Source organism: Mesorhizobium sp. M7A.F.Ca.AU.001.01.1.1 (genome assembly GCF_004022735.1).
Classification (GTDB): Bacteria; Pseudomonadota; Alphaproteobacteria; order Rhizobiales; family Rhizobiaceae; genus Mesorhizobium; species Mesorhizobium ciceri.
This window is the reverse complement of sequence record NZ_RZPF01000798.1, coordinates 1-2,728: the sequence shown is the minus strand read 5'-3', so window position 1 is coordinate 2,728 and position 2,728 is coordinate 1. Positions and strand designations below refer to the sequence as shown.

The 2,728-nt window shown below is 61.4% G+C and carries 3 protein-coding genes; all 3 read right to left on the bottom strand.

Going from position 1 to position 2,728, the window contains the following annotated elements; translation table 11 throughout:
• Positions 1-628 (bottom strand): DUF6088 family protein (locus EN884_RS32005; protein ID WP_063170578.1); only part of this gene is annotated, 628 nt, incomplete at its 3' end.
• A 310-nt stretch (positions 629-938) separates the two neighbouring features.
• Positions 939-1,811: a hypothetical protein gene (locus EN884_RS32000; protein WP_063170868.1), complete on the bottom strand. Its 873-nt coding sequence runs from the start codon at positions 1,809-1,811 to the stop codon at positions 939-941.
• Between the two features lie 637 nt (positions 1,812-2,448).
• Positions 2,449-2,728 (bottom strand): SMC-Scp complex subunit ScpB (locus EN884_RS31995; protein ID WP_206617693.1); only part of this gene is annotated, 280 nt, incomplete at its 5' end.

Below are 2,728 nucleotides of genomic sequence, written 5' to 3'. Positions count from 1 at the left end.
ATCCATTGACCGCGTCCGATGTGGTGTCCGCAATGGCGCGCAGCGTCGAGCGCATCCAGGCCGGAGCCTGAACGGCCGTCGAGGCGAGCCTCTTCTTGTCGCTCGGCGACAGCTGGCGCGACGCGACATGAACGATATCGGCCGCCCGTGACGGCCCCAGATGGCGCAGCGCCTGAACAACAGTCCCCGCCGCACTGCCCGGCGCGATGAGATGCTTGGGCGAAGCGTGGCGGAGATCAACGATGCGCTTTCCGAGCACCACCCGACGGGATGGACCATCAGTCAGGTATGAACTGCGGGCCGGAACCTGAGTCGATAGACCGAGGACATTTGCCGCGCGCGAGCCCGCAACCTGCACCTGAGAGCCTGTCTCTCTGGCCAGAGCCTGGGCAATGTCATCGGGGGCCGGAGAAAGCGGGCCAAGCTTTGGATGCACCTTAGGGAAATCGTAGAGGCCGCGTGCGAGGCGTCGCAGCCTGCCGGCCTTGGCGAGGCGCGAGAGCGCCTGATCGATCGAGTCCCTCCCCCCGAGGTCAAGGAAATCGTTAGGCGTGAAAACGCTACCGCGCCCGGAGCTGCGGGCTCGCATTACGATTCGAGATGGGACAGATGAAACAGCGGTCTTCATATGTCAGAAAATAGCCTATATTTTTCTGACATGCAAGACTGTGAAAGTCACTCATGAGAAGACGGCGAGGCGCTAGGCCACGTTCATTGAAGGGCCCGTTGGGACACGGAGCGGTCACTTCACTCGGACGTTACTCCGACCCCGTCGGCGGGTCCCGTTCGCGATGTCCGAAATCTGTAGCATTTTTCGGAACACGTTTGGTTCCGTCACCATATCAACGTGGCACGATTGTGTGCGGCCCGGGCGGATGCTAAGCGTCGAGGACCCTCTGGCATGGCCTTGCCAGACAAAGCAGACCCAACGGCCGCGCTTAGTCGCCAGTGCCAGAGCGTTGTCGCTCCCTGCTGGCGGCAGTCTTTCTTGCCACGCGCAACTCCTCGATCGTGGGCTGCCTCCAGATCCCGTGATCAATCTTGGATCCGGGACGCGAGGGCCAAGTTTTCACGAGTTCGGCGAGCGTAGCCGGGCGCCATTGCCCCCAAACGCTGTCGGCCGAGGTTGGGATATCGGCGTAGGAGGTGCGAATGACCTCTGGATCGACCGGCTCGCCATCGCAACCGACGAAAACGACTACCCCATAGGTAGACGTCATCACCGGCCGACCAAGGGGCGGCAGATTCTCCGGATCGAGCGGATAGCGGCGGCGGCGGCGTTCGGTGGCGCGCGCACGTGCGGCCCGTTCTTTTTCCGACCAGCGATTGGCTTCTCGGCGCTTTTTGCGCTCGTCCGGCTCGTTTCGCTTGGCAGCCTCCTCGATGCGACTCCAGTGCAGGCGCAGGGCCTCATATGACCGGTAGGGGACCGTCCACACACGGCGATCGGCATCCCAGGAGGCAAACGGCACCTGCCGCATCTCATCAACGACAGTGCGGGAATAGGGCGTCACCACTTCCAAATGACTATCAAGGCGCCGAAGATATTTCGAGGAAATGGGATCAAAGACAAAGGCGTCGCGGCCTTTGATGTCGGCATGCGTTTCCGTCTGAGAACGCTCCAGTTCGAGCCATCGATCGAAACGCCGCGCCGCGGTTTTGCCCGGGACGAACCACGCCTTCAGATCATCGTTCCAACGGGCGCGCGGAAATGTCTTTCGAAAACGCTCGACCGTCATGCGGTCATACGGAAATGCCGCCGCCGCGCCGGGGCGATCGTTTCCGTTCGAAGTTGGCATGCTATCGCTCATGTTTGACCACGCGTCGCAATCGACAATGGCTTGCTCGACAACGTTTGAACCAGGTGCTCGGTTCTGGGAAACGTCGATGGGCCTTCTCGTCGACACTAATTTGTTCATGGCGCCTCCGTTGGCGCTTGTATCGGGTACGGCCTCCATCCGGAGCTTGGCTTTGGCATCGATGGCATTCGCGCTCGGTGCACGCTTGCCAAGATTGGTCATCAAGATGGGAACGCCATAGTGGCCCGCGCCCGTCGCATGAAGATCGATCCGTCGAGCACGCGGCTCAGACAGGCTGACATCGCCTCACTCCTCGATACCAGCGTCAAGACAATCAGTAGGCTGCTTACTCGCGTGCGCATCCGGCTGACTGAGAGCCTTGGGGCATCAGCCAACGTCAACCTCGTCGGACCGGTTCAGGTTGATCGTTGAGGGATACTATGCAGCTCCCAAGAGCCCGGCATGCGGTCACGGTCATGCCGGGCTCTTCGTATTCCGACTGCTAGGCCTGGACGGATCGCGAACGACACGCCAATTTTCCGGCGGTTGGTCAGCCCAAGCGGGCTATCACTTGTGCCCGAGGGAACGGCTTCGGACCAGTCGCGTCAATGCGTGTCCGGCGATGGCGCGATCGCGCGTCTACCTTCTCTCAGATACCGAACTCAACACCTTCATTGTCCACACTTGCATCTTCCCCGTCTCCCTTCAGCCCAGTCAGAATATCGCCGGCCAGCAGCTTTTCCTTCGACAGCAGCCCTGCGTCCTCGAGCGCCTCGAGATCCGGCAGCTGGCGCAGCGTGTCGAGCCCGAATTGCGACAGAAAATTTTTGGTCGTCACATAGGTATAGGGCGCGCCCGGCTGCGGACTGCGCGGCCCCGAGGCGATGAGGTCCTGCCCCCGCAGCACACCGATCAGGTCGCGCGACACC

Excerpts from the sequence above, each read along its gene's own strand:
- EN884_RS32000 (WP_063170868.1), bottom strand. The coding sequence starts at position 1,811 with ATGAGCGATAGCATGCCAACTTCGAACGGAAACGATCGCCCCGGCGCG.